The organism is Rhizobacter sp. (assembly GCF_046595475.1).
GTDB lineage: Bacteria > Pseudomonadota > Gammaproteobacteria > Burkholderiales > Burkholderiaceae_C > Rhizobacter.
The window spans coordinates 97,430-122,816 of record NZ_JBKJOQ010000091.1 but is presented as its reverse complement, the minus strand read 5'-3'; the positions used below and the strand labels follow the sequence as shown (position 1 = coordinate 122,816).

Here is a 25,387-nt window from a genome sequence, read left to right as displayed (position 1 = left end):
TTGACGAAATCACGGAAGGCGGAATTCCGAGAGACAGGATCACGCTGTTGTGCGGAGGCACCGGTACCGGGAAGACATTGCTTGGCGTTGATTTTTTGATCAACGGCGTGAGCGGCTACAACGAACCCGGCGTCTTCATGTCATTTGAAGAGACTGAAGATGAGTTGTACGAAGATGTGGCTTCGCTGAAGTTGAACTTGCGAGCGCTCGTCGCTGACAAGAAAATTGTTCTCGACTTTGTTCTGCTCGAAAGAAGAGATATTCAGGAAGCAGGCGAATTCAACCTCGAGGGACTCTTTGTTCGACTTGAACATGCCATCGATTCCATCAAGGCGAAGCGCGTCGTGCTGGATTCCATCGAATCATTGTTCGCCGGCGTCACTGATGCGGGCATCCTGCGCCTCGAAATCAAGAGACTCTTTCGTTGGCTCAAGGACAAAAAAGTCACGGCGCTGATAACCGGTGAAGTGCAACAAGGCTCGTTCACTCGCCATGGCTTGGAGGAATACATTTCCGACTGCATCATCCTTGTCGACAACCGCGTCAGGGAACAGATTGCAACACGGCGGATGCGTGTCATCAAATATCGCGGCTCCAACCACGGAGCCAACGAATATCCATTCGTCATCGACAAAGGTGGGCTTTCAGTCATCCCCATCACTTCAGCAGGCCTGGACCAACCGGGCACGGCGGAACGGGTAGCGACAGGCATCGCGTCACTGGACAAATTGTTCCAGGGCGGTGGATACACCAGAGGCAGCACCATTCTCGCATCGGGCACCGCAGGGACTGGCAAGACCAGTCTCGCAGCCGCTTTCGCCGTGGAAACGTGCGGGCGTGGGGAGCGGTGCCTTTTCTTGTCGTATGAAGAATCGTCGGGCCAACTCATTCAGAACCTGAGTTCCATCGGTTTCGACCTCGCGCCGCTGGTAGAGAAGGGGCTGCTGAAAATCGTATCCACCCGGCCGTCGTTTTTTGGTCTGGAGATGCACCTGCTTGACCTGTACAAGCTGATGGCTGATTTCCAGCCAAGAGCCGTTGTCATCGATCCGCTGACGAGTCTCTTGGGGCAAGGGAACCGACTTGAGATTCAGTCAATGCTCACGCGCATGATCGATGCCCTCAAATCCAAGGGCATCACCGGATTCTTTACCAGCCTGGTCTCATCAACCGAGCAAAATGATACGAGCGGTGAGATTGGCGTGTCTTCGCTGATTGACACGTGGATCGTCGTCAGGGAATTAGAAGAAAACGAGGGGCGACGCCGCATTCGCGGTATTTACATCGTCAAGTCGCGCGGCATGGGCCATTCCAGCGATGTGCACAAACTAATATTGAGCGATGACGGGCTGCTGCTCGTGCCGATGGACGTCCACGCTACGGCCGGACCCAATCAGAAAAAGAAGGTCGGAAAGGGCGCATCCACGAGTCAAAAATAACAAGTCATTCAGGAAGCCCAACGGAACTCCGCAAGCATGAAAAAGTCGCTTCCGACCTGCGTTGTAGGCATTGGCGGTTCCGCTGGCGCCCTGAATGCATACAAGGCGCTATTGGATCATTTGCCAGCCGACACAGGCATGGCATTCGTGATCATCTCGCATCTCAATCCAGACGCTTACAGCCAGTTGGCTCAAATTCTGGCACGCCATACGAAGATGCCGGCACTGGTGGCATTAGCTGCCATGCCGATCAGTGCCAACCATGTTTATGTGATCCCAGCCAACGCTGACCTCGAGATTGAGAAACACAAGTTCAGGGTCACTTCGCCCCGGCGCCGACGCAACGCGCAAATAGATCTGTTCTTTTCTTCGATCGCGGAAGCCTTTGGCGACCGGGCAATCGGGGTCATTTTCTCGGGTTACGACGGCGACGGCACCGCAGGATGCAAGCACATCAAGGAAAAGGGTGGCATCACCTTTGCCCAGGATGAATCGGCAGAGGTCGATGCCATGCCTGTCGGTGCGCAGGCGTCAAGCTATGTGGATTTCGTTCTGGCGCCGGACAAGATTTCTGCGGCGCTTATTGAGATTGGTGCGCGCTTCGATCGCAGCGTTTGAGCCGGTCGTTCGCATGCTGACCGCGAACAGAATCTGACCCGTCCGATCAAGTATCCGCGGCCTTCCGCAGACTGGATTCGAGTTGTTTGGTCACGGTGATGTCGACGAACGTGATGACCGCGCCGTCGATCACGTTGCCCAATTGGCACACTCAGCTTCTGGTCGAGAAACAGCATCGCGATATCGGTGCTGTTCAGCAGTTTTTTCAGGTCGCTTTGCGCCAGCGCCAGGTCGTCGAGCTTGGTCTGCATCTCGGTGTTCACCGTCTGCAGTTCATCAACTCCTCGTTGTTCAAGAAGGAAGACTGAGAGGCCCTGAACCTTTCCATTTTTCGCAGGCGAATTCGATGCGACGCAAGTGCGATCGGCTGATTCCGACATCGCCGCGTTGCGAAACGCGGAACTCCGACAAGCGCGACGATTGGCACGAACCATCCGTGCGCTGCCGAACAGTCGCCGACATTCGGCGGCCTCAAACTTGGCTACCCATCGACACGGCGCTCGACACGCCGCCCCTCTTCGGATCGCCTGCGCCACGCGGACGCGCCTACCACTCACCGGAGAGTCGATTGCCCGACAGCCACCTGATCGAATTGCTTCCGCGCACAGACCGTGCGCGCCCGCTGGCGACCCGCGGACCCGTACAGGTCGCGCCGTCCAAGGTTCGATGCGAGGCCGGTCGACCCACTCGATGCGCCTCCCTGAGGCCGCTGGTCGCAGGGCACCCTGGCGTTGAAGTCGAACTAGTCGATCGCGACGGCATCGCGGGAGCGCAACTGGCGCTCGGTGTTACCGCACCGTCACTGAGGGGACCAATAAACCAGGAAGCAGCCCACGCCGCTACCTGGAGTGCGGCTTCTTTCAGTTCTGCCGCAGACACTTCGCCGATGGAATTGGTCGCTTTGGGCGAGCACCTGCGTCGGTGCGTTTCGGATCGCGGCGCATTGTTCCCGATGAAGAGCGCAGCCGAAACGCTGCGTCGTTGGACCGGGGCACGAATCGTCACGATCGCCGTGCTCTTCACGATGTTGAGCATTCTGGCTAGCTTCGTTCTCTAGACGAGCGGCTCGCGCATGCCGTGATCGGATGACGAACTCGGGTCGGCGGTACGGCACAGCCCACAAGCACAAAGGTTCGAGGGCGAAGACTGAGAGCCCGTGAAACTTTCAATTTCGCATGCGGATTCGGTGCAACGACGTATCCGACGCTGCGGATTGCGAGGCGATGCGGTTTGAGCGCAGGTCCGTCGGGCGAATTCGCTTTGCTGGGGAGCGCGTTAGGGCACCAAGACCTCTCGCACCGGCCTTCGCCAATCGTCTCCCCTGCCCTTTCCTTTCTGACCACTGGGCGCGGTTGATCGCCCGTCGGCGCGTACCTTGACCCCGCGCAACGATCCAATGCGTCGTGGGCTGCAATATGGGGCATCCCCAGAGCACACATGGAGGCCGCCCATGAGCACCCTTCGATTGATCCTGCTGCATGTGGATGCATCGCCGCGCAGCGCCAGGCGCCTGACACTCGCCCGTGAAATCGCCGCGCAGTACGGCGCTCGTGTTACCGCCTGTATGCCAGCATGCCAATCTTCTGGGTTGTGATCCGGCAGAACATATCGGTGGTGCGCCGGATCGAGCTGGTCGCGCTGCTGGCCGCGATCCCCGCGTTCTACCTGTCGATGCTGTCCATCCACCGCGCCCTGGCGGTGACTCTGTACCTGCTGGCCTTCGCCGCCAGCGCGGGCGTTACATGGACCGAGACGCGCGCGACAGCCAAGCGCGAGTCTCCGCGCAAAACGGGTTGGCAACTTGGGCTGCTGCTGGCCGTGGCGCTGCTCCTGTCGGGCCTGCTCGCACAAGGGGACAACGCCGACCTGCTGGTCGTGCGCACCGGCACGGCCGCACTCATCATCCTGAGGTGGGCCGAGACGGTGCTGCCGCGCTCCTGGCGCAGCGGCTTGCCGCAACTGCTGGGGCTGGGCATCGGTGTTCTCGCCTTGTGCGGTCTAGGTTTCTGGTGGCTCGAGCCAAAAGTGCTGACCTTCAGCGACGGGTTGTGGCTCGCCTTCACCACCGCGACGACCGTGGGCTACGGCGACATCGTTCCGAGCACGCCGGCCGCCAAAATCTTCGCGGTCTTCGTGGTACTGATGGGCTTCGCGGTCTTGTCATTGGTGACAGCCGCGATCGCGGCGCTGTGGGTGCAGACGGAAGAGCGCAGGATCGAAACCGAAATGCTGCGCGACCTGCACCGTGAGCTGCGCTTGATACGCGACGAGCTCGCCGCTATGCGACGCCTTCAGCCCTCCGAGCCGCCGCCGCAAGCACTGCCCACGGGCGCGATCGAAGATCACCCGCCCTCGCGCCCCGGGAACGTCGAATCTTGACCCTCCGCCACCTCGCCCGCCTCCATCGAGTGGCGTCAAGAAATTGCACCGTTCCCGCCCACAGTTGATTTCGATTAAAGGCTTGGGGCATCCTGAGGCCATTGTGCATAGCGGTTCAGACCTGTGATGCGCAGAGGATTGACAGCTATGACCATGTTGGACATACCTCCCCAAGAAATGGTTGCTTTCTTTCCTGCTGGCGGTGCTCAGCATCGTGCTGCTGTCGATGATGAAGGACCTTCCCGGCATGCGGCAGAACTAGGCCGAGCTCAGCCCCGGGTTCAAGCGCGTCATCCGTCTTCGTGCCGGCCTACTCAGCCTGGGCTTTTTGCTGCTTCGCCCCCCGCCACGGGTTTCAGCGTCGCGCAGCTCATGCCGCTGCATGCGCTGATCAAAACCACCTGCGTCATTTCCGCCCCACCGGGTGGGCCTGCTGGAGGACCGCCTCGACCGCAGCACCATTGTGATGCTGGGCTATGGCATCTGCGGCTCGATCACCGTCTGCCTGGTGTTCGCCAGCAGCCACTGGGAAATCGTCGCCGCGTTCAAGGCCTACGGCCTGTTCTAAGCCATTGACAAGTCGCAGAGCCAGGCCTCCATCGCCGACATCAAGCCGGAGTGCCGAGCCAGCGCCGTCGGGGATCTACAGATTCGTCACTGGCGTGCTCTACCTGCCGGCGTCGCTGGTGACCGCGCGCTGTGGGCGGCGTCACCCACGCTGGCGTTCTTGCTGTCCGCCGTGCTGTCGGTCATTGCCATCTCCTTGTCCGCCTGGCCTGAGGCCAGCGGGCGAGCAACCCACTCCACGCACTCAAAAGCGGATTTCATGAAATAGCTCAGCTACAAGATCGTCGCCATCATCGGGACAACTCCAGCATGGGCAAGGTGTGCGCGCTGCAGTTTGTCAGTGACGGGCATGAACCGATTCACGCACGCGCGAAATCCGCCAGGCAATCAGTAGCCAGATCACGCTCAGGCAGCCCATCGCCGTAGATGCCGACAACACACTTCCGTCGACCACGGCCAGGCCCATGATCTGGCGCAGAGCCGGGACGCTGAACACCAGCCCGAGCAGGATCAACACGGCCACCGCCATCCGCCACAACCAAGGGTTGCTGGCATCGATGCCCGCCAACACAGAGCGCGAAGGGTGTCGGTTGGCGGCGATCAGCAGCAGCACGCCCAGCACGAGGGCGACGAACACCGCGCTGCGGCTTTGCGCCTGCGCCATGCCGCAGGCGACCATGACGCCATGCCCGACCAGCAGAATGACCGCGAGCCCGCCGCCCTGCAACATGCCGGCCCACAGGTTGGCGCGCGAGAACGGGGTGGCGTCGCGCTCGCGCGGCGCACGATCCATCACACCCGACTCTTCCGGCTCGGCCTCGAAGACCACCGAGCAGGCCGGGTCGATCAGCAGTTCGAGCAGCACGATGTGCACCGGCAGCAGCAACGCAGGCCACTTCAGCAGCGCAGGCACCAGCGCCAGCGCAATGATCGGCACATGCACCGCGAAGACGAAGCGCGTGGCCTTGCCGATGTTGTCGAAGATGCGTCGTCCCTGGCGGATCGCAGCGACGATGTGCGCGAAACTGTCGTCGAGCAGCACGAGTGCCGCAGCCTCGCGGGCCACGTCGGTGCCACGCTCCCCCATCGCAATGCCGACGTCGGCAGCTTTCAGCGCCGGCGCATCGTTGACACCGTCACCCGTCATCGCCACCACCTCGCCGGCGGCGCGCAGCGCCTGCACCAGCTGCAGCTTCTGCGCTGGCTGCAAGCGCGCACACAGGTCCACGCGGTGGAGACGGGCCAGCAGTTCGGTCTCGTTCAGCGTGGCGATCTCGGGGCCGCTGATGACCTCGGGCCGCTCGCTCAGGCCCACTTGGCTGGCGATGGCACGCGCTGTGGCCGGGTGGTCGCCTGTCATCATGATCACGCGCACACCGGCCTTGCGGCATTGCGCGATCGCCGCTGGCACTTCAGCGCGGGGCGGGTCGGCCAGCCCCACCAAGCCGAGGAAGCTGAAGTCGAAGTCGTGCTGGCTGATCGGCCAGGCCGGGGATCCATTGACTGCCGCTAGGCCTTGCCAGCGTCCCATCGCCACACCCAGCACACGCAGCCCGCGCTCGGCCATGGCCTCAACCTGGACACGAATGGCGGCGATGCGGGCCGCAGACAGGTGACACAGGTCGGCCACTGCTTCCGGTGCGCCCTTGGTCGCCAGCAAGTGCAGCGACGAATCTTTGCTAGCGAACACCTTGGTCATCGCCAAAATCTCTGTCGACAGCGCGTACTCAAACTCGGGCACGCGGTCGTCATGCGCATGCTCGGTCCCCGCGAGCCATTGCTGGCCGAACGCCTGGATGGCCTTCTCCATCGGATCGAACGGGTCGGCTGGTGTGGCCAGCATGGCGAACTCTGCGAGAGGGTGGAAGACCTCCGGCAGATCCTTCGCGCCTTCAGGATTGAAGCGGGCGTCGACTGTGGCGAGCTCGGCAACAGTCATGCGGTTTTGCGTCAACGTGCCGGTCTTGTCCACCGCCAACACGGTGATAGCGCCCAGCGCTTCCACAGCCGACTGGCGCCGCGTCAGTACCTTCTGCTTCGAGATGCGCCAGGCGCCCAGTGCGAGGAAGACGGTGATGATGACCGGGATCTCTTCGGGCAGGATGGCCATTGCCAACGCGATACCCGACAGCAGGCTGTTCAGCAGGGTGCGGCCGTCCCACAACCACCCGAGCAAGACCTGCGCGCCGGCCAGCAGCAGCGCGGCGATGCCCAGATTGCGCACCAGGCGGCGCGACGCGATCTGCAATCCAGAGGGCGGCTCGATCGTCCCAGCCAGTGCCTCGCCAACGCGGCCAATAGCGGTGGCGCCGGCCGTGGCGCGCACTTCGGCCGTGCCTACACCACGCGTGACCACGGTGCTGGCGAACAGGAACGCGGTGGCATCGCCGCCGGGTGCGGCAAAGGCCGCGGTCATTGCGCCCTCGCTGACCGGCACTTTGCTGACGGGCACCGCTTCTCCGGTCAGCAACGACTCGTCCGCCGAAAGTTGACCGCTGAGTAGCAGCGCGTCGGCAGCAATGCGGTCTCCCTCGTGCAGCACCAGCCGGTCGCCGCGCACGACGTCGCGTCCGGCGATGCGTTGCTCCAGCCCATCTCGAATGACCATCGCGCGCGGCGCTGACAGGTCGCGCAGCGATTCCAACGCGCGTTGTGTGCGCCGCTCCTGGACCAGCGTGATGCCGATGACGACAAAGACGAAGCCAAGTAGGAACAGCGCCTCGGCGCGATCACCCAAGATGAGGTAGAGCGCGCCTGCGGCCAACAGCATCAGAAACATCGGCTCTTTGAGCACGCTCAGAACGATGGCAACAGAGGACTTCGGTGCGTTGCCGCGCAACAGGTTCGGGCCTTCGGCGGCAAGGCGGCGTGCCGCTTCTGCGGCGCTCAGGCCAGCGCTTGCCGAGTTCTCAGAGCGCGACAAGTTTGCTGTCATCGGTGCTTCAGTTCGGAAAGTGGACCCTGAGGCCGATGCGCAAAGTGTCCACACCACTTTTGCGCTGATATGCCTTCGCAAGTCTGGTCAATTCGACTCTGTCAGGTACGGCACTTGCACGACCCCAGAAAATCGGGCCTTCAGCAGGACACCGACGCATCATCAAGATAGGTCCTTCAACAGGAACGGTCTGTGCGGTGGGGAACGTTGCGTCGTCTCGGTGAGGTCCAACCGATCGGTTAGGTGCGGCAACGAACAGACACCAAGGGAGGCTTGGTCGACATTAACTGCAAGAACTTCCAGTCACTCGGATGGCAGCGAGCGGTAGCGCCCGTCGCCGCCACAACCGGTTCGCTGGTGAAGGTGAATCAGGACACACCCGATGTTGCACAACACGAAAGACTTGGAGAGCTATGTGATCAGCCTGGTCGGCAATACAACGCCAGCCGAAGCAGTGAACGCCTGAGCCCCAGCTCAGCAAACCCCAACGAGGCACCACTCAATGTATGGATTTACCACCACGCTCACCGGCACATCGTTCGACCAAGCTCTGGCCAAGACCACCGCCGCATTGAAGACCGAAGGCTTCGGCATCCTCAGCGACATCGACGTGCAGCATGCGATGAAGGAGAAGCTGGGCGTTGACATGCCGCCCTACCGCATCCTCGGCGCGTGCAACCCTCCGCTGGCTCACCAGGCCTTGCAGGCGGTGCCCGACATCGGCCTGCTGCTGCCGTGCAACGTCATCGTGCGCGAGGAAGCCCCCGATCGCGTCGTGGTCGGGTTCCTCGACCCGCAGATCATGGTGAACCTCGTCGGCAGGCCTGAAGTCAAGACCGTGGCCGATGCGGCAGAGCAGCGATTGCGCCGCGTCTGCGATGGCCTCGGCGGCAGCACGACCAAACCCACCTGAGGCCTCAGTTTGATACGCCCGGTGGCACCGCAGGCCGAATGCTTGATCTGAATCATGGCCCGCCTCGAAACGCAATTCATGATGCGACTGAAAAGGAGAGTGCCATGCTCAAAAACGTCGGTTCGGTTGATCGCGTCATTCGCGTCGTCGCAGGGGTTGCGCTGATTGGTGCCAGCCTGTTCGGGGTCATTGGCCTGTGGGGTTGGATCGGTGTGGTGCCGCTGGCGACGGGGCTGTTCCGGGTTTGTCCCGCCTACCTGCCATTCGGCCTCAGCACCTGCACCACCAAGTCCAGCACCACGTCGGGCTGAACCCAGTTGGAGCTGGCGATGTCCACGCCATCAGCGGCATGCGCGATCTGACGCAGGCTGCGTCTCGCGTCCGACCGGCGAGGCACAGTGCAGTGCAACCCGCAAGCCATCGCGGACGCGCCCGGTCAGCGCACTCTGGACCGCTTCTTTGCCGGACTCACGAAGGCCGATCGTTCCTGCACGGTGCGTTCCAACTGGCGGGCGATGCTGCCGCAGACGAGGTCGCACAACGCATAGACAGATTTGTCCGCGATGCTGTAGATGGCGCTGTTGCCGCGGCTCTCTCGCACCACCAGCCCGTGCTGGGTCAGCAACGCCAAGTGGCGCGAGACATTGGCAGAGGTGAAGCCGCAGAGTTCCGCAAGTTCGCCGACGCTGCGCTCCTGCTGCCGCAACAGATTGAGGATCTGCAGACGCGTCGGCTCTGACAGCACCTGGAAATACGCGGCCACTTGCACCAGTGCATCGACGGGTAGGTCTTCCATGCTGGGGCGCGCGCCGGATGTTGAGAAGTCGCCATGATGCCTCGGCGCTGAACTCTTCGCTCGTCCTTGTGCACAAACACACTTGACTATTTAACTACTTACGCAAATACAAAAATTATATCCGACGTGTTCCAGCCCCTCCGAGGGTTGGGCATTCGCCAGAAAGCACGCTCCATGTTCACGCTCCGTCTCGCTTCCGCCGCTTCCGCCGTCCTGGCCACTGCGCTCGCGTGGGGCCTGCCCACGGTTGCGTGCGCGCAGGCCCTCAAAGCAGTGCCGGCGCAGGCTGCGACCAGCGCCGCCGCATCGGCCTTCGACGGTGTGGTCGAAGCCGTGCGCCAGACCGTGGTCGCCGCTCAGGTCACCGGCGCGGTGGTGCAGCTGGAGGCCAAGGTCGGTGATCGCGTGAAGGCCGGCCAGGTGCTGCTGCGCATCGACGCCCGCGCCGCCAATCAAAACGCCGCTGCCAGCGACGCGCAGGTGCGGGCAACCCGCGCTTCGCTCGACCTGGCGAGCAAAGACTTCGAGCGCCAGAAGCAGCTCTTCCAGAAGAACTACATCAGTCAGGCTGCGTTGGAACACGCCGAATCAGAATTCAAGTCGACACAGGCGCAGGCCAATGCCCAGCTCGCGCAGGCCGGCGCCGCGCGCACTGAGAGCGGGTTCTATGTCGTGCGTGCGCCGTTCGCCGGCGTGATCGCCGAGGTTCCAGTGTCGCTGGGTGACATGGCGATGCCCGGGCGGGCGCTGCTGACGCTCTACGACCCGCGCGCGCTTCGCGTCACGGCGGCCGTGCCGCAATCCGTTGCGTTGCAGATGGCTTCTGGCCCGTTGCCGCGGATTGAGTTGCCCGGCCTGCCGGCTGCCGCCGCCTGGGTGACGCCGTCGCGCGTGCAATTGCTTCCGACCGTCGACGCAGCGACGCACACGGTGCAACTTCGCGCGGACCTGCCTGCCGACGTGGCCGGCCTGTCGCCGGGCATGTTCGCCAGGTTGTGGTTGCCGGTACCCCAGCCACAGATCGCGGCAGGCGCGAGCCCTGCTTCGGCTCCGCTATCGGTGCCGCTCACGTCCGTCGTGCGCCGCGCCGAGATGACCGGCGTGTATGTGCTCGACCCGAGCGGCAAACCGGTGTTGCGCCAGGTGCGCCTGGGCCGGGTTGAGGGTGATCGCGTCGAGATCCTGTCTGGCCTGATGGTCGGCGAGCAGGTCGTCTCCGATCCGCAAGCGGCCGCCCGTGTACGCTGAAGACCGCCGATGACCCAGCCTTCCACGACGAGCAAGGGCAGCGGCGCACTCGGCGTCTCCGGCCGCATCGCGGCCTTTTTCCAGCGTGCGCAGATCACGCCTCTGCTGGCGCTGGTGGCGCTGCTGCTGGGCTTCTTCGCGGTCGGCGTCACGCCGCGCGAAGAAGAGCCGCAGATCAACGTGACGATGGCCAACGTGCTGATCCCGTTCCCCGGCGCGGCGGTACGCGATGTCGAGCAGATGGTGGCCGGCCCGGCCGAGCAAGTGCTGGCGCAGATTGCTGGCGTCGAGCACGTGATGTCGGTGTCGCGCCCCGGCGTCGCCATCATCACGGTGCAGTTCAACGTCGGCGTGCCGCGCACCGAGGCGCTGGTGCGGCTCTATGACGCGGTGAACTCCAACGCCGACTGGTTGCCGAAAGGCTTGGGCGTGCTCGACCCGATCATCAAGCCCAAAGGCATCGACGACGTGCCCATCGTCACGCTGACGCTGTTCAGCAAGAACACTTCAACCGGGCCGTATGACCTGGAGCGCGTGGCCCACAGCATCGAAGTCGACCTGAAGCGCGTGCCCGGCACGCGCGAGGTCAGCACCATCGGCGGCCCCGGGCGCGCGGTCATGGTCGAGATCGATCCGGGGCGCATGTCCGCTGTCGGCGTCACGGTGGCCGACCTGCGCCAGGCCCTGCTGTCGGCCAACCTCGGCCTGCCGGTCGGTGAACTTGTCAAAGGCAACCGCGCGGTCGCCATCGAGTCCGGCCCCTTTTTGCGCCGGGCCAGCGAGGTCGCCGACCTGGTGGTGGGCGTGCGTGCCGGCAAGCCGATCTTTCTGCGCGACGTGGCCACCGTGCGCGACGGCCCGCTGCCGCCCAGCCGCTACGTCTGGCACGGCGTGACGGGTTCAGCCAGCGCCCCAGCTGCCGAATACCCTGCCGTCACCATCGCCATCACCAAGAAGGCCAGCGAGAACGCCATCGACGTGGCCAACGCGGTGATGAAGCGTGTCGATGCCCTGCGCAACACCGTGATCCCTGGCGACGTGCAGGTGGCCGAGACGCGAAACTACGGCGCGTCGGCCAACGACAAGGCGAAAAAGCTGATCCAGAAGCTACTGTTTGCGACGACGGCGGTGGTGGTTCTGGTCTTCCTCGCTTTGGGCAAGCGCGAAGCAGCCATCGTCGGCAGCGCCGTAGTCTTGACGCTCACCGTCACGCTGTTTGCGTCGTGGGCCTGGGGCTTCACGCTCAACCGCGTGTCGCTGTTCGCACTGATCTTCTCGATCGGTATCCTGGTCGATGACGCGATCGTGGTGGTCGAAAACATCCACCGCCATCAAGGCCTGTACCCAGGCCGCACGCTGACGCAGATCATTCCCGGCGCGGTCGACGAGGTCGGGGGCCCGACGATTCTCGCCACGCTGACCGTCATCGCCGCGCTGCTGCCGATGGCCTTCGTCTCAGGGCTGATGGGCCCGTACATGAGCCCGATCCCCATCAACGCGAGCATGGGCATGCTGCTGTCGCTGGCGATCGCCTTCGTCGTCACGCCGTGGCTGGCGCGGATCTGGATGAAGGCCACGCCAGCGCCCGCCGCAGACGCCTCCGACGATGCGGCGCACCCGCCAGCGCATGCTTCTGCGCACCGCGGCATATCGGCCAAGATCGCGCCGGTCTTCGAGCGCCTGTTCCGTCCGCTGATCGACGAGCGGCGAGGCGTTCGCAACCGTGGCCTGCTGGGCCTGGGCATTGCCGTGCTGATCTTGATTTCATTGGCCCTGCCGGCGACCGGCCTGGTGCTGCTGAAGATGCTGCCCTTCGACAACAAGTCGGAATTCCAGGTCATCGTCGACATGCCCGCCGGCACGCCGGTCGAGCAGACCGCCGCGGTGCTGCACGAGCTCGGTAACTACCTGGCCACGGTGCCCGAGGTCACCGACTACCAGGCTTATGCCGGCACCGCCGCGCCAATCAACTTCAACGGTCTGGTGCGCCAGTACTACCTGCGTGCCGGCGGCGATGTCGGCGACTTGCAGGTCAACCTCGTCGGCAAGCACGACCGCAAGGCGCAGAGCCACGCCATCGCGACGCGCGTGCGGCCGGCGTTGCAGAAGGTCGGTCAGCGTTTCGGCGCCAACATCAAGGTGGTCGAAGTGCCGCCGGGCCCGCCGGTGCTGTCGCCCATCGTCGCCGAGATCTATGGCCCCGAGGCCAGTGGCCGACAGCAGGTGGCCAAGGCCGTGCGCGCCGTGTTCGAGAAGACACCGGGTGTCGTCGACGTAGACGACAGCAGCATCGCGGTCGCGCCGAAGATCATGCTGTTGGTGGACCGCCAGAAGGCCTCGATGCTCGGCGTGCCGCAGCAGGCCATCGTGACGACGCTTCGTGCCGGTCTGGCCGGCGAAGCCACGGCCTATCTGCACGACGAGACGAAGTACCCCGCGGCCGCGGTGATTCAGTTGCCGCCCTCCGCCCAGGGCGACCTGAATGCGTTGTTGCAGCTTGCGGTGCGCAGCGCAGACGGCAAGCTGGTGCCGATCCGCGAGCTGGTGACCGTGAGCGACAGGCTGCGCGAGCAACCGCAATATCACAAAGACCTGCTGCCGCTGAACTTCGTCGTGGCCGACATGGCCGGCGCGCTCGACAGCCCGCTCTATGGCGTGTTCCAGATGCGCGGCGAGATCACGAAGATCGCGACGCCGGGCGGCGGGACGCTGCAGGAATACTTCATTCACCAGCCCGAAGATCCGTACCGCGACTACGCGATCAAGTGGGACGGCGAGTCGCAGATCACCTACGAGACCTTCCGCGACATGGGCCTAGCCTACGGCTTAGGGCTGATCCTGATCTACCTGCTGGTAGTTGCGCAGTTCGGCAGCTACCTGACACCGCTGATCATCATGGCACCGATCCCGCTCACCATCATCGGTGTGATGCCCGGCCACGCGCTGCTGGGTGCGCAATACACCGCGACGAGCATGATTGGCATGATCGCGCTGGCCGGGATCATCGTGCGCAACTCGATCCTGCTGGTTGACTTCATCAACCTGCAGGTGCGCGAGGGCCTCGATTTCAAGCAGGCCATCGTGAGCTCGGCCATCACCCGCGCGCAGCCGATCGTGCTGACCGGCCTGGCGGCGATGCTCGGCGCCTTTTTCATCCTCGACGACCCCATCTTCAACGGCCTGGCGATCTCGCTGATCTTCGGCATCTTCGTCTCGACCGTGCTGACGCTGGTCGTGATCCCGATCCTCTATTACGTCGCCTACCGCCACCGGCTGTATGCGCTCACGGGTTCGGTCGACCCCGACGCACCGGCGGTCATCGCCACCACTTCAAGCACCCCGTCCATTCAACTCGACTAGCGAGCATGTTCGTCAAAATGAAAATGAAAGTTCTAGGATCAGACACCCTGCCGTCGAACGACAAGCTGCTGGAAGGGGCGAATCCCCACTTGATCGGCTTTCTGAGCCAGCCGACCCGACATCTGTTCTTCACGGGCAAAGGCGGGGTCGGCAAGACCTCTTTGTCGACGGCCGCTGCGCTGAACCTGGCCGACGCGGGCAAGAAGGTGCTTCTGGTCAGCACCGACGCGGCATCCAATCTCGACGAGATGCTCGGGGTGGAGCTTCGCAACACGCCCACGCCGGTGCCCGGCGCTCCCGGTCTGTGGGTCTTGAACATCGACCCCGACAACGCCGCCGAGTCTTATCGAAAGCGCGTTCTGGCCCACATGGACACCACGGCCACCGAAACCGAACGCTCGACCGTGCGCGAACAGCTGTCGGGTGCCTGCACCACCGAGATCGCTTCCTTCGACGAGTTCGCTTCGCTGCTGTGCGAAGACGCAGAACACTTCGACCACCTCGTTTTCGACACGGCGCCGACCGGCCACACCCTGCGCCTGCTGAGTCTGCCCAAGGCGTGGAGCGGTTTTCTGGATGGCAACGATCGCGGCGCCTCCTGCCTCGGCCCGCATTCGGGGCTGAAGATGCAGGAGGAGCGCTTCAAGGCCGCGTTGAAGGCGTTGAGCGATCCGGCCCTGACCACTGTGGTCCTGGTGACCCGAGCCGACAAGGGCGCGATCCTTGAGGCGGCACGCACGTCGCAAGACCTGCATGAATTGGGTTTGAACAACCAGCGGCTCGCGATCAACGGGGTGTTCCACGCCAGCGACCGAAGTGACGCCGTCGCCTGCGCCATCGAAGACCTGGGCCAGCTGGCGTTGGATGAGATGCCGAAGTCGCTGAAAGGCTTGCCGCAAGACCAGGTGCCGTTGCGCGCCTTCGACACGGTTGGCCTGCCGGCGCTGCGTGCATTGCTGTCGTCGGCAACACCGGCCGTCGTGCCTATGCAGACCCCACCCGATCAGCACATCGACCCGGTCCAGGGGCTCGCCACACTGGCCGATGAGTTGGCCGCTGCCGGGCACGGCTTGATCATGGTCATGGGCAAGGGCGGTGTCGGCAAGACGACGGTCGCGGCGGCCCTCGCCTTGGGGTTGATTCAGCGCGGCAAGACCGTGCACCTGAGCACCACCGACCCGGCTGCGCACTTGGCCGCAACGCTGAACGGCGACGTGCCGGGTTTGCATGTCAGCCGCATCAATCCCAAGGTCGAGACCCAGCGCTATGTCGACAAGATCATGGCCGCCAAGTCGTCCAGCCTGAATGCCCAAGAACGGGCCCTGCTGCTCGAAGACCTGCGCTCACCATGCACCGAGGAGGTCGCGGTCTTCCATGCCTTTTCGCGCATCGTCGGCGAGGGGCGCAGCGCCTTCGTGGTGCTGGACACCGCACCGACCGGGCATTCGATGCTACTGATGGATGCGACCGGCGCCTACCACCGACAGATGGTGCGCGAGTTCGAAGGGCACGCAAACGCTCGCGTCGTCACGCCGCTGATGCGCTTGCAGGATGCCGCGTACACCAAGATCGTTCTCGTGACGCTGCCGGAAGTGACCCCGGTGTCGCAGGCCGCCGCCTTGCAAGAAGACCTGCGCCGCGCGAGCGTCGAGCCCTATGCCTGGGTGCTCAACAAGAGCGTTCTCGCGGCCGGGACGCACGACCCCTTGCTGGCGGCACGTCTGGCGGGTGAAGCCAGGCAGATCAAACGCTTGTCTGCTGGCCTTGCCAAGCGCCTCTTCACGCTGCCGTGGTTGACTGTCCCGCCGATCGGCTTTGTTGAGTTGTCCAAACTGGTTGACGAGACATGCCGCAGGCCATCGCCCCCACTTTCTCCACCCACGCCCACTCAAGGAGCTTGACCATGACTTCCTGGCAAATCGTTCGACTTGTCGCCGGCACCTTCATCCTGCTGTCGCTGGCCCTCGGCAGCCCCGGCAGCCCGATATTCGTCAGTCAATGGTGGCTGGCTTTTACCGCCTTCGTCGGCATCAACCTGCTGCAAAGCGCGCTCAGCAAGTGGTACCTGATGGAAGCCATCGTGCGCAAGCTCGGCGCGCGCGAGGGGGCCTGATCGTGAACGTCGCCTGCCCGGCCTGCAGCGCCACCAATCGCGTGCCCGACACGCGATTGAAAGACAGACCGGTGTGCGGCAAGTGCGGCGCCGAGCTGATGGCCGCCAAGCCATTCGCCTTGTCCGATGCGACCCTGCCCGCCTACATCGCCCGCACCGAGCTGCCGGTGCTGGTGGACTTCTGGGCCGAGTGGTGCGGTCCCTGCAAGATGATGGGGCCCCACTTCGCCAACGCGGCAACGCAACTGCCCGATGTGCGCTTTGCGAAGGTCGATACCGAGGCCAACCCCCAGACCAGCACGACCTACGCCATCCGCAGCATCCCGACGCTGATCCTGTTTCGCGGCGGCAAAGAAGTGGCGCGCCAGTCGGGCGCGATGGCGGCAGGCGACCTGGTGCGCTGGGTGCAGGCCCATGTCGCAAAGTGACCGCGGCCTACGAGTTTCACGTTCATCTTCAACACCGACCTCAAGCTCCGAAAGCTGCGCCGCAAGGTGCCGATCACCTACGTGGGCAGCGAGCCCTACATCGGTCGCATGACTGGGCCTTGTGCATCGATGCCTTGTTCATCACTTGAACTTCATGTCATCCTCCAGAATCCATGAACGGCGTCTTGCTGTGCACCGACATCGCGCCTAAGGGTCTGGCGGGACACACCTGCGGACGAGCCCTGCGGTAACTTCCAGCCGCCTCAGCCTGGTTGGGCTGGGGGGCCCGCTCTCCAACCGCTGGATCTCACTTCAGAACGGGCGCGGCCCGGCCCGTTGCGCAACACGCGTCAGCGCGCGCCCTTGTGATCCTTCTGGCCGCTGTTCTTGTGCCGCCCCAGAACCTCTGCGGGCTCCGTCGGCTTCGCTTGCGTCTTCGAGTTGTGTGGCGGCTGGGGATGAATCGGCCCAGGGGTCGGGGTTGAGCGTTTGGTCTTTTGGGTCATGGAAACTCCAGTGAAAGTGGGTCGCCTGTTGCACGACACTAATTTCTGCAGCATTTCACCTTAGCGCAGGAGACCGCTTTCCACAGTGCGGCAACGCACACTGGTGCAAGAGAAAGATGGCGCCGTCAGTGCGATGTCGGTGGGCCCTCAGGGCACCAGCACCGCGGCGCCATCGAACCTGCCGGCGCGCAGATCGGCCAGGGCCTCGTCCGCCTGCATGAGCGGGTAACGCGTGGTCTTGGTGACGATGCCCATGCGTGGCGCCTGGCTCAAAAAGTCGAGCCCGTCTTGGCGCGTGAGGTTGGCGACCGAAAGCAACTGGCGTTCTTCCCACAGCAGGCTGTAGGCGAAGCGTGGGATGTCGCTCATGTGGATGCCGGCGCACACAACGCGGCCGCCCTTTCGCACGGCCTTCAGCGCCAGCGGCACCAGATCGCCGACGGTGGCGAAGATGATGGCTGCGTCGAGTGTCTGCGGCGGCATCTCGTCGGAGCCCCCGGCCCAGGTGGCGCCCAGGCTGCGTGCGAAGGCTTGCGTCTTGATGTCGCCCGGCCGTGTGAAGGCGAACACCGAACGACCCTGCCACTTCGCCACCTGCGCGAGGATGTGCGCCGCAGCGCCGAAGCCGAACAAACCGAGGTGCTTGGCCGCGGGTTCGTGATCGACAGCGATCTTCAAAGCGCGCCATCCGATCAAGCCCGCACACAGCAAGGGGGCGAGCGACTCGTCGCTGCCTTGCTCGCCCAACGGAAACGCGAAACGCGCGTCGGCAACCGTGGCCGTGGCAAAGCCGCCATCGCGCGAGTAGCCGGTGAACAGCGGGCGGTCGCACAGGTTCTCGCGCTGCAGGGTGCAGTAGGGGCAGACGCCGCAGGTGTGGCCCAGCCAGGGAATGCCCACCCGCTGGCCCAAGGTCAACCCCAGCATGTCATCGACGCCCGAACCGATGGCGTCGATGCGGCCGACGATCTCGTGTCCCGGAATGATGGGCACCTGCGGCTGCGGCAACTCGCCATCAACGACATGCAAATCGGTACGGCAGACGCCGCAAGCTCCGACCTGGACGCGAATCTCGCCCGGCCCAGGCTGCTTGTCAGGCAGCTCGGTCCATTCCAAGGGGCGGCCCAGTTGCTTCAACACCATCGCGTGCATGACGCGATGGCTCACGCGGTATCGGTGAAACAGGCGGTGGTGAAACGGGTGCCAACAGGCGAGTAGGCGGTGAACCTGAGGGTGAGCGTGGTCATGGCTTCCATTCCAAAGTTTTGGGCGGGCGGAAAGGGCCGAGACGTGCCAGCCGACGAAACACGGCCGGCAAGCGGTCGGGCAGGTCTTCGGCCAACAGCCCGGGGCCGAAGCGGGCCGCCGCCGCGCCGTGCATCCAAACCGCGGCCGCGGCAGCAAGAAACGGCTCCATGCCTTGTGCGAGCAAGCCCAGCACCATGCCGCCCAGCACGTCGCCGGCCCCGGCGGTGGCCAGCGTCGGCGGGGCATTGGCGTTGACGATCGCGCGGCCGTTGGGCGCGGCGATCACGGTGTCGCTGCCTTTGAGCACGACGATGGCGCCGCTGCGGCGTGCGGCGGCGCGCGCACGGGTGAGCTTGTCACCGCGGGCATCGAACAGGCGGGGGAACTCGCCTTCATGCGGTGTCAGCACGCAGGGGCCCGTGATGGCCCGAAACAAGACGTCGGGGTCGTCCGCGAATGCTGACAACGCGTCGGCATCGAGCACGCTGGCCTTGCCAGTCTTCAACATCGTGAACACCCTCGCGCGGGTGTCAGCCCCGATGCCAGCACCCGGGCCGATCAGCAAACCCGAGTAGCGACTGTCGGCCAGCAAGCGGTCGAAGTCTTCGGGCCGCGCGACTGCGCTCACCATGACGCTGGTCAGCGCCGCGGCGTAGACCGGTAGCGCAAATTCGCTGAGGCTCACGTCGACGGCAACGGTGGTCAGGCCCGCACCGACCCGAGCAGCCGCGCGAGCCGCCATGCGGGCCGCGCCGGTGGTCGGCCAGCCACCCCAGATGAGGGCGTGGCCTCGGGTGTATTTGTTGCCATCGGCCTGCAGCGCGGGCAGCGCACCTGCCCACAACGCGGGGTCGTTCTCGAAGGTGTCGGGTACGACGTGCTCGAACACCGATGCGGGCGTGCCAATGTCGGCAACCACCAGCTCGCCGCACAGGCTTCGGCCCGGCTGCAGCAGGTGACCCGGCTTCTTGCGAAAGCAGGTCACCGTGAGGGCCGAGGCTACCGCGCCCGCGTTGACACCGATGTCCCCCATCAAGCCGCTCGGCACATCGACGGCGATGAGGGTCAGCTGTCGTGTCGACGCTGCGGCAAGTGTCTCGGCGGCCGCCCCGTCGAGGGCTCGGCTTAGGCCCGCGCCGAAGAGGGCATCGACAACAAGTTCAGCGCCTTGGAGCGCCGCTGGCGTCAACGCTTCGACGGGCCCACGCCATAACGCGGCATGGTGAGCCGCGGAGCCGCGCAACTGCTCGCGCGGGACCAGCAGAGCGATGCGCACCGGCCAGTCGGCTTCAGCCAGGCGCCGCGCGGCCACGAAACCATCGCCACCGTTGCTGCCCGGGCCGCACAACACGAGCACCGGGCGAGGCGTCCAGCGCTCGATGATGGCCTGGGCCACCGCGCGCCCGGCGTTCTCCATCAGCGCGGCGTTAGTGATGCCCGACGCCACCGTCAGACGGTCGGCTTCGCCCATCTGTTCAGTGGTGAGCAAAGCCGTCTTGCAGTTCAGCTGTGTGGGTGGCACCGTGACCATGGACCCAAGCAGCGGCTCACGCCACCGACTTCAGGGTCGCCTTCTCGAAGTCGGCGCCGCGGGCCACGGCCTCACCGGCTGCGAAGTCTTTGCGCAGCTCATCGAGCTTGGCCATCGCGCCGTCGAAGGCCGCGTTGCCAAGCAGCAGGTGGTGTGGTGGGTTGTCAGAATCGACCGCCGCGATGACGGCCCGCGCCGCGCGCACCGGATCGCCGGCTTGCTTGCCCGAGATCTCACGCACTTGCGCACGCCAGGCGCCCGCTGTGGCCACGTAGTCGTCAATCTGCTGCGGGCTTTCGTTCGCCGAACGACCCGCCCAATCGGTGCGAAAGCCGCTTGGCTCCACAACCATTACCTTGATGCCCAGCGGCTCGACTTCTTGCCACAGCGCCTCGGACAGACCTTCGACCGCGAACTTCGTCGCGTTGTAGTAGCCCAACGAAGGGAACGAGCGTAGGCCGCCGATCGACGAGAAGTTGACGATCGCGCCCTGGCGGCGCCGGCGCATCCCCGGCAAGACGGCATGAATCATTCGCGACATGCCAAAGACGTTCACCTCGAACATCTTGCGAACCTCGGCCTCTTCGCTCTCTTCAACCGCGGCGAAGTAGCCAATGCCCGCGTTATTCACGAGCACGTCGATGCGGCCGAACTTCGCCTCGGCCGCCGCGATGGCAGCGGCGACCTGGTCGGGCTGCGTGACGTCGAGTTGCAGCACCAGTGCGTTCTCGGCCGCGGCGTAGCCTTTGAGTGTGTCTGGGTTGCGCGCCGTCACCACGGTGCGATGGCCGTGTTCAACGGCTTGCCTGGCGAATTCACGGCCGAAGCCGGTGGAACAGCCGGTGATGAACCAAACGCGTGGTTCAGTGGCGAGCGATCTGTTGGTTTGGGTGGTCATCATGGTTTGCCTCGCGCCTCAAGCCGGAGCATCGAGATGCACCACGCGAACCAGCTTCTTGTTGACGAATTCCTGAATGCCCATGTTGCCGAGCTCGCGCCCGTAGCCTGAGTTTTTGATGCCGCCGAACGGCAGTTCGGCATCGGCCCAGTCCAGGTTGTTGACGAACATCATTCCGGTGTCGACGCGGCTGGCCACGCGTCTGCCGCGGGCTTCGTCTTTTGTCCACACCGAGCCGCCCAGGCCGAAGTCGGAGTCGTTGGCCAGCGCAATAGCTTCGTCTTCGGTCTTGACACGAAAGAACGACACCACGGGGCCGAAGAACTCGTCGCGAAAGGCCGGGGTGCCCGGCTTGATGTCGGCGAGGATCGTCGTCTGCATGAACGACCCCGGGCGGGCGATGCGCTTGCCGCCCATCACCAGCGTGGCGCCGCCCTTCACGGCTGCATCCACTTGCTTGAGCAGTTGCACCAACGCGGCTTCGGTCGACAGCGGACCGTGCGTGGTCTTCTCGTCCATCGGGTCGCCGGGCTTCAAGGCCTCCAATGCGGTCTTGAACTGGGCCAAAAACTTGTCGGCAATCGAATCGAGAACGATGAAACGCTTGGCCGCGCAGCAAGTCTGGCCGCCGTTGTACATGCGGCCCCACACGGCCCATGGAATGGTCTTGGCGAGGTCGGCATCGTCGAGCACGATGAAGGCGTCGCTGCCGCCGAGTTCCATCGACGACTTCTTCAGGTTCTGCCCGGCGCGGGCCGCGACCTTGCGGCCGGCTTCGACGCTGCCGGTCAAGGCCACGCCTTTGATGCGCGGGTCATCGATGACGCTGTTGCATTGCTCGTGCGAGATCAGCAGGTTGGTGTAGGCCCCGACCGGCGCGCCCGCGTCGAGCAGCAGCTTCTCGAAGGCAATGGCGCATTGCGGCACGCAGCCCGCGTGCTTGACCACCAGCACATTGCCCGCCATCAGCTGTGGGCCGGCGACACGGGCCAGCTGGTAGTACGGAAAGTTCCAGGGCTCGACGCAAAACAGCACACCGATGGGCGAGCTTTCCATGTGGGCTTCACCGACCTTGGGGTGCAGCTTGGTCGGCGCCAGAAAGGCTTCAGCGTGCTTGGCGTAATAGGCCAAGATGTCGCCGCTGAACTTGACCTCGCCGCGCGCCTCGTTGATGCGCTTGCCCATCTCCAGCGTCTCTAGCTTGGCGAAGTCGTCGACGTGGGCGTGCAGCAACGCCGCCGCCTTGTTGACGATGACCGCGCGCTCGGCATAGGTCTTGTGCTTCCAGCTCTGAAAGCAATGCTCGGCTGCCGCGAGCGACTTCTCGAGCTGGGCGCTCGTCAAGTGCTCGAAGCTTTTGAGCACCTTGCCGTCGTTGGGGTTGACGCTTTGGTAGGGCATGTTGATCTCCTGTGGGGTGTGCGCTTGTTGAAGCGGCGGGGGTTCGGGTGACGCATGCCATTGCATGCGCGGCGTGGTTCGATGAGCAGACCTTGCGCCCCGTAGGCCTGCAGGTCTGTGCGCTACCCCACTCAGCGGTCTCGCAGCCCTCGCAAGCGAAAAGCGGTGCGGCGCTAAGGAACCAGGATGAGTATCCAGTTGACAAGCACGCGCGCGTCGGCTTCAGTGACTGCCTCGGCATTCGGCGGCATCGTGACGGCCCCCGCCTTGCCCGCCCAGTGCGGGGCACGCGGATTCGAACCGGTCATGACGGTGCGGGTCAGCCGATCAGAAGCGCCGGGGTCGTCTCTGTACTTGATGGCAATGTCGCGCCAAGCGGGCGCGATCGGCGGCAGCCCGTCAGTGCGCTTGGGCTTCGGCAAGATGCTGTGGCAAGTCATGCAGCCGCTTCGGCGCGCCATCTCGGCGATTGCGCGGTCGTTCTCAGCCGGGGTCGCATGCGCCAACGCTGCGACCATCAGAAGCGTCGTGGCTGTGCACCATGGTTTGACCATCTTATTTCTCCGCCAGCCGGTGTGTCGGTGACGCCGACTGGGCCGACTGCTCAAAGCGATAGATGGTGTCGTTCAAATAGCGCGCGACCGAAACGATATCGTCTTCAGTCCACTCGAGTGAAGCCACGCCTTGCCAGCGCCGCACTTGCGCCTTGAGAGTCGGCCAGTCGGTGGCCGACCTGCCAGCGCGCCAGTGCATTTGCGTCGTGTGGCAAGCGCCGCAGTGCGTTGAGTAGAGCAACTCGCCACGGCTCTGGGCGCAGGCGGTGGTCGATACCCAGAGCGCACCGAAAAAGACCGAAACAATCCATCTCCGGACCGATCGCCGTGCATTCATTGGTTCACCCCGTTCGCGGTTGATTTCCCTACCAGAGTGGACTGTAGAAGCGAGACAACTTGCAGTCTGTGCGCGAGCGAACACAAGCGAACTGGCGTCAAGGCGTCGCTCGCCAGACCCAACCTGGGCGCTTGCGTTCGCTAGCGCACCGACAGGCCGGCGCAGCCCGCGCATCGTTGGTCGCATGAAACCTGTCAGCACGCATGAGTCTCGGCTCGGACAAGCACAGCGCAATGCCGCCCACAACATGGTGACGCTCTCGCTGGAGCAAGTCGCTCAACTGTCAGGCGTAGTCACCGCCGACCTCAAAGGGCTCGTCGAACACGGCGTGCTGACGCCGGTCGCTCCGCTCAGTGAACCCTGGACGTTCCGCCTCGACTGCGTCATGACCCTGCAGCGCGCAGACCATCTGCGCCAGAGTCTGGCCCTGGACGATCATGGTTTCGCGCTCGCGATGATGCTGAGCCAGATCACCGAGCTCGAATAAAGGTCGTGCCAACCGAGCCGCGAGTGGCACTGCCGACAAGGCACCCACGATCTTTACGTTCATTTTGTGCCGGGGGTTCGTTGCCGCACAGACCGCCGCCCTCAACGCGCTCAGTCTGCGCATTCCGACCCACCCCAACACCGATGAAGGACCTAGCCCATGACCACCGACACACAACTTCAGAGCAACGTTCTCGATGAACTCAAGTGGCGCCCAAGCGTCAATGCCGCGCATATCGGCGTCACCGCGAAGAATGGCGTTGTGACGCTGACCGGCCAAGTGGCCCACTACGCCGAGAAGGCGGCCGCCGAGGATGCCGCCAAGGGCGTGTATGGCGTCAAGGGTCTGGCCAACGACATCGCCGTCGAAATGATTGGCGCGCACAAGCGCACCGATCAGGACTTGGCCGAGGCCGCCTTGAACTCGCTGAAATGGGACTACGAAGTACCCAACGACAAGGTGAAGGTTATCGTGAAGAACGGCTGGGTCACGCTGAACGGCACGCTCGACTGGCAGTTCCAGAAGGATGCTGCCGCGCGCAGTGTGCGCAACCTCATGGGCGTGATTGCGGTGTCGAATGACATCACGATCAAGCCCGAAGCGAAGTGGATCGACGTCAAGAGCAAGATCGAAGACTCATTCCGCCGCAATGCCGATCTCGAGGCTCGCCGCATCAGCGTCAGCACCGACAACGGGACCGTGACGCTCACCGGCAGCGTGGCGTCTTGGGCCGAGCGCGACCAAGCGATGTGGGCGGCATGGTCCGCGCCCGGCGTGACCCTGGTCAAGAACGATCTCACGATTGTTCCCTGACCAACTCGCGCCGGCCGTTCGGTGCACAGCGCCTCCACATGGGCCGACCGCACGAGAAGGCGGCACCCCGAACAACACCGCACTTCACGCATCGGATGGTTGCGTGCGGCGGTGCTGGGTGCCAACGACGGCATCGTGTCGACCGGCAGCCTGATGCTCGGCGTGGCCGCGGCCAGCGCCAGCCACAGCAACATCCTGATGACCGGGGTTGCCGGCCTGGTGGCCGGCGCCATGTCGATGGCGGCGGGCGAGTTTGTGTCGGTGCATTCTCAGGCAGATTCCGAGGCGGCTGACCTCGCCCGCGAAAGCGGCGAGCTCGAAAGAGACCCTGCGGGTGAACATCGCGAGCTCGCGACCATCTATGTCGGCCGCGGGCTCGACCCCGCGCTGGCCAAGCAGGTGGCCGAACAACTGATGGCGCGAGACGCCCTCGGCGCGCACACGCGTGACGAACTCGGCTTCTCCAAAGACCTGGGCGCCCGACCCGTTCAGGCAGCACTGGCATCAGCGGCGAGCTTCGCGGTGGGCGCTGCACTTCCCTTGGTCGTGGCCACCCTGGTGAGCGGGAAATTCCTGATGCCGTGGGTGGGCGCCACCTCGCTCGTGTTCCTGGCATTGCTGGGTGCCGTTGCAGCCCAAGTCGGAGGCGCGAGCGTGTGGGTCGGTGCTTGGCGCGTCACCTTTTGGGGAGCGTTTGCGATGGCGATCACCGCGGCGGCGGGCGCATGGTTCGGCTCGGTCGCTTAAGGCCGCACGAATGCGCTTGCGGACAACGGCGACGGCACCGTGCAGCCTGAACATCGACGCGTTTGAAGT

At 64.2% G+C, this 25,387-nt stretch carries 26 protein-coding genes; 16 read left to right on the top strand and 10 right to left on the bottom strand.

Annotation, left to right across the window (positions count from 1 at the left end):
• The 6 genes from kaiC to AC30QB_RS16560 form a co-directional block, all read left to right on the top strand.
• Positions 1-1,439: circadian clock protein KaiC (gene kaiC, locus AC30QB_RS16585; protein WP_489547352.1), on the top strand; the 1,439-nt coding region annotated here is incomplete at its 5' end.
• Between the two features lie 36 nt (positions 1,440-1,475).
• Positions 1,476-2,057, top strand: coding sequence for a chemotaxis protein CheB (locus tag AC30QB_RS16580; protein WP_489547351.1), 582 nt, complete (start codon positions 1,476-1,478; stop codon positions 2,055-2,057).
• Positions 2,058-2,155: 98 nt separating this feature from the next.
• Complete coding sequence (locus tag AC30QB_RS16575; protein WP_489547350.1) at positions 2,156-2,365, top strand: hypothetical protein; 210 nt, start codon at positions 2,156-2,158, stop codon at positions 2,363-2,365.
• A 1,142-nt stretch (positions 2,366-3,507) separates the two neighbouring features.
• Positions 3,508-3,651, top strand: coding sequence for a hypothetical protein (locus AC30QB_RS16570; protein ID WP_489547349.1), 144 nt, complete (start codon positions 3,508-3,510; stop codon positions 3,649-3,651).
• Complete coding sequence (locus AC30QB_RS16565; protein ID WP_489547348.1) at positions 3,630-4,436, top strand: potassium channel family protein; 807 nt, start codon at positions 3,630-3,632, stop codon at positions 4,434-4,436. The genes AC30QB_RS16570 and AC30QB_RS16565 overlap by 22 nt, the downstream gene beginning before the upstream one ends.
• Before the next feature lie 424 nt (positions 4,437-4,860).
• A complete protein-coding gene (locus AC30QB_RS16560) occupies positions 4,861-5,004 on the top strand; it encodes a hypothetical protein (protein WP_489547347.1) in 144 nt (47 codons plus the stop codon).
• A gap of 86 nt (positions 5,005-5,090) precedes the next feature.
• Here AC30QB_RS16560 and AC30QB_RS16555 read toward each other — a convergent pair whose 3' ends face one another.
• Both AC30QB_RS16555 and AC30QB_RS16550 read right to left on the bottom strand, forming a co-directional pair.
• Entirely contained in the window at positions 5,091-5,264 is a 174-nt protein-coding gene (locus AC30QB_RS16555; RefSeq protein ID WP_489547346.1) for a hypothetical protein, read from the bottom strand.
• A 76-nt stretch (positions 5,265-5,340) separates the two neighbouring features.
• On the bottom strand, positions 5,341-7,938 hold the full coding sequence (locus AC30QB_RS16550) for a cation-translocating P-type ATPase (RefSeq protein ID WP_489547345.1): 2,598 nt from the start codon (positions 7,936-7,938) through the stop codon (positions 5,341-5,343).
• A gap of 502 nt (positions 7,939-8,440) precedes the next feature.
• On the opposite strand from AC30QB_RS16550, the gene AC30QB_RS16545 reads away from it, so the two are divergent.
• Both AC30QB_RS16545 and AC30QB_RS16540 read left to right on the top strand, forming a co-directional pair.
• Positions 8,441-8,851: a DUF302 domain-containing protein gene (locus tag AC30QB_RS16545; protein ID WP_489547344.1), complete on the top strand. Its 411-nt coding sequence runs from the start codon at positions 8,441-8,443 to the stop codon at positions 8,849-8,851.
• A gap of 104 nt (positions 8,852-8,955) precedes the next feature.
• Positions 8,956-9,162 (top strand): YgaP family membrane protein, encoded by a 207-nt coding sequence (locus AC30QB_RS16540; RefSeq protein WP_489547343.1) that lies wholly within the window; start codon positions 8,956-8,958, stop codon positions 9,160-9,162.
• A 125-nt stretch (positions 9,163-9,287) separates the two neighbouring features.
• On the opposite strand, the gene AC30QB_RS16535 is transcribed toward AC30QB_RS16540, so the two are convergent.
• A complete protein-coding gene (locus AC30QB_RS16535) occupies positions 9,288-9,647 on the bottom strand; it encodes an ArsR/SmtB family transcription factor (RefSeq protein ID WP_489547342.1) in 360 nt (119 codons plus the stop codon).
• A gap of 126 nt (positions 9,648-9,773) precedes the next feature.
• Between AC30QB_RS16535 and AC30QB_RS16530 the strand changes: the two genes are divergently transcribed.
• From AC30QB_RS16530 to trxC, 5 genes are read left to right on the top strand one after another with little or no spacing between them, the layout of a single operon-like run.
• The gene (locus AC30QB_RS16530; protein ID WP_489547341.1) at positions 9,774-10,895 is read left to right on the top strand and encodes an efflux RND transporter periplasmic adaptor subunit; all 1,122 of its coding nucleotides are present in this window, start codon (positions 9,774-9,776) and stop codon (positions 10,893-10,895) included.
• A 9-nt stretch (positions 10,896-10,904) separates the two neighbouring features.
• Positions 10,905-14,255 (top strand): efflux RND transporter permease subunit, encoded by a 3,351-nt coding sequence (locus tag AC30QB_RS16525; RefSeq protein WP_489547340.1) that lies wholly within the window; start codon positions 10,905-10,907, stop codon positions 14,253-14,255.
• A 23-nt stretch (positions 14,256-14,278) separates the two neighbouring features.
• Positions 14,279-16,156: an arsenical pump-driving ATPase gene (arsA, locus tag AC30QB_RS16520; RefSeq protein WP_489547339.1), complete on the top strand. Its 1,878-nt coding sequence runs from the start codon at positions 14,279-14,281 to the stop codon at positions 16,154-16,156.
• A 2-nt stretch (positions 16,157-16,158) separates the two neighbouring features.
• On the top strand, positions 16,159-16,368 hold the full coding sequence (locus AC30QB_RS16515) for a DUF2892 domain-containing protein (protein WP_489547338.1): 210 nt from the start codon (positions 16,159-16,161) through the stop codon (positions 16,366-16,368).
• Between the two features lie 2 nt (positions 16,369-16,370).
• Positions 16,371-16,796: a thioredoxin TrxC gene (gene trxC / locus AC30QB_RS16510; RefSeq protein ID WP_489547337.1), complete on the top strand. Its 426-nt coding sequence runs from the start codon at positions 16,371-16,373 to the stop codon at positions 16,794-16,796.
• Between the two features lie 350 nt (positions 16,797-17,146).
• On the opposite strand, the gene AC30QB_RS16505 is transcribed toward trxC, so the two are convergent.
• The 7 genes from AC30QB_RS16505 to AC30QB_RS16475 all read right to left on the bottom strand — a co-directional run bounded on the left by AC30QB_RS16505 (position 17,147) and on the right by AC30QB_RS16475 (position 23,133).
• The gene (locus tag AC30QB_RS16505; RefSeq protein ID WP_489547336.1) at positions 17,147-17,302 is read right to left on the bottom strand and encodes a hypothetical protein; all 156 of its coding nucleotides are present in this window, start codon (positions 17,300-17,302) and stop codon (positions 17,147-17,149) included.
• Between the two features lie 147 nt (positions 17,303-17,449).
• Positions 17,450-18,454, bottom strand: a complete 1,005-nt coding sequence (locus AC30QB_RS16500; RefSeq protein ID WP_489547354.1) for a zinc-dependent alcohol dehydrogenase family protein — start codon at positions 18,452-18,454, stop codon at positions 17,450-17,452.
• 91 nt (positions 18,455-18,545) lie between these two features.
• Positions 18,546-20,039: an NAD(P)H-hydrate dehydratase gene (locus tag AC30QB_RS16495; protein ID WP_489547335.1), complete on the bottom strand. Its 1,494-nt coding sequence runs from the start codon at positions 20,037-20,039 to the stop codon at positions 18,546-18,548.
• Positions 20,040-20,097: 58 nt separating this feature from the next.
• Positions 20,098-20,982, bottom strand: coding sequence for an oxidoreductase (locus AC30QB_RS16490; protein WP_489547334.1), 885 nt, complete (start codon positions 20,980-20,982; stop codon positions 20,098-20,100).
• 15 nt (positions 20,983-20,997) lie between these two features.
• Positions 20,998-22,380 carry an NAD-dependent succinate-semialdehyde dehydrogenase gene (locus AC30QB_RS16485; RefSeq protein ID WP_489547333.1) on the bottom strand — a complete coding sequence of 461 codons (1,383 nt, stop codon included), beginning with the start codon at positions 22,378-22,380 and terminating at the stop codon, positions 20,998-21,000.
• Between the two features lie 173 nt (positions 22,381-22,553).
• Positions 22,554-22,886 carry a c-type cytochrome gene (locus AC30QB_RS16480; protein WP_489547332.1) on the bottom strand — a complete coding sequence of 111 codons (333 nt, stop codon included), beginning with the start codon at positions 22,884-22,886 and terminating at the stop codon, positions 22,554-22,556.
• A gap of 49 nt (positions 22,887-22,935) precedes the next feature.
• Positions 22,936-23,133, bottom strand: a complete 198-nt coding sequence (locus AC30QB_RS16475; protein ID WP_489547331.1) for a hypothetical protein — start codon at positions 23,131-23,133, stop codon at positions 22,936-22,938.
• Positions 23,134-23,455: 322 nt separating this feature from the next.
• Here AC30QB_RS16475 and AC30QB_RS16470 point away from each other — a divergent pair, with 322 nt between their 5' ends.
• The 3 genes from AC30QB_RS16470 to AC30QB_RS16460 all read left to right on the top strand — a co-directional run bounded on the left by AC30QB_RS16470 (position 23,456) and on the right by AC30QB_RS16460 (position 25,318).
• A complete protein-coding gene (locus AC30QB_RS16470; RefSeq protein ID WP_489547330.1) occupies positions 23,456-23,758 on the top strand; it encodes a chaperone modulator CbpM in 303 nt (100 codons plus the stop codon).
• A gap of 159 nt (positions 23,759-23,917) precedes the next feature.
• On the top strand, positions 23,918-24,571 hold the full coding sequence (locus tag AC30QB_RS16465; RefSeq protein WP_489547329.1) for a BON domain-containing protein: 654 nt from the start codon (positions 23,918-23,920) through the stop codon (positions 24,569-24,571).
• Between the two features lie 21 nt (positions 24,572-24,592).
• On the top strand, positions 24,593-25,318 hold the full coding sequence (locus AC30QB_RS16460; RefSeq protein WP_489547328.1) for a VIT1/CCC1 transporter family protein: 726 nt from the start codon (positions 24,593-24,595) through the stop codon (positions 25,316-25,318).
• Positions 25,319-25,387 lie beyond the last annotated feature (69 nt).